Below are 1,180 nucleotides of genomic sequence, written 5' to 3' on the forward strand. Positions count from 1 at the left end.
GTCGCCACCCGCCAGCAGCGGCTGGGGGTGCCCACCGCTGTGCTCTCCGTCCTGCCCGCGTTCCTCGCCTCCGGGACCACCGCCGTGCTGCTGGGGCTGGGCAGCCGGCAGGTGGTGGCGGAGGCGATGAGCGTCGGCGTGCTGGTCGGCATGCAGAGCCTGGCCGCCGCGATGAACCGGCCGTTGGGCAACCTGACCGCGCTGGGCTCGCGGCTGCAGGACATGAGCGCCGACCTCAACCGGCTGCGGGACGTGGAGCGGTACCCGCTGCCGTCGGCCGGGGACCGGCCCGCCGGGCCGTTGGCGCCGATGGAGGGGCACCTGCGCATCGAGGACGTCACCTTCGGCTACAACCCGCTGGGCCGGCCGCTGCTGGAGAACTTCAGCCTGGACCTGCCGCCGGGTGCCCGGGTGGCGCTCGTCGGGCGGTCGGGCAGCGGCAAGTCGACAGTGGGCCGGCTGGTGGCCGGGCTCTACCGCCCGTGGACCGGGCGGGTCACCGTGGACGGCCTCGAACGGCCGGGGACCGACGACGGACTCTGGGCGGCCACGGTGGCCATGGTGGACCAGGACCAGCGGCTGTTCGAGGGTACGGTGCGCGACAACGTCACCATGTGGGACCTCACCGTCGCGGACGAGGACGTCGTCACCGCGCTGACCGACGCCTGCCTCTACGACGAGGTGGCGGCCCGGCCGGGCGGCCTGGCCAGCCCGGTACGGGAGAACGCCCGCAACTTCTCCGGCGGGCAGCGGCAGCGGCTCGAGAACGCCCGCGCGCTCGTCCGCAATCCCCGGGTTCTCGTGCTCGACGTGGCCACCAGCGCGCTGGACGCCGAGACCGAACGCCAGATCGACAGGCACCTGCGGCGGCGGGGGGCGACCTGCCTGATCGTGGCCCACCGCCTGTCCACGGTCCGTGACTGCGACCTGATCGTCGTGCTGGACGGCGGCCGGGAGGTGGAGCGCGGCACCCACGAGCAACTGGTCGCCCGCGACGGCGCGTACGCACGCCTGGTCCGGGACCACTGACCACGACGACCCGAGGAGACGCTGATGAGCGGCGCGGTGGAGAATCCCTCGCCCGGCAATCTGATCGGCTTCTGCGCCGACGGCGTACGCCAGGTCTGCCGCCTCGACGACACGGTGGCGGGCTGGCTGGTGACCGGCGGCGAGGCCGACC

At 74.0% G+C, this 1,180-nt stretch carries 1 protein-coding gene; it reads left to right on the top strand.

What is annotated here, in order from left to right; translation table 11 throughout:
* A partial coding sequence (locus AB0L34_RS34125; RefSeq protein WP_363709809.1) for an ATP-binding cassette domain-containing protein occupies positions 1–1,029 on the top strand: 1,029 nt, incomplete at its 5' end.
* Between the last annotated feature and the right edge of the window lie 151 nt (positions 1,030–1,180).

Origin of the sequence: Micromonospora sp. NPDC052213, assembly GCF_040679695.1 — a bacterium.
Taxonomy (GTDB): domain Bacteria; phylum Actinomycetota; class Actinomycetes; order Mycobacteriales; family Micromonosporaceae; genus Micromonospora.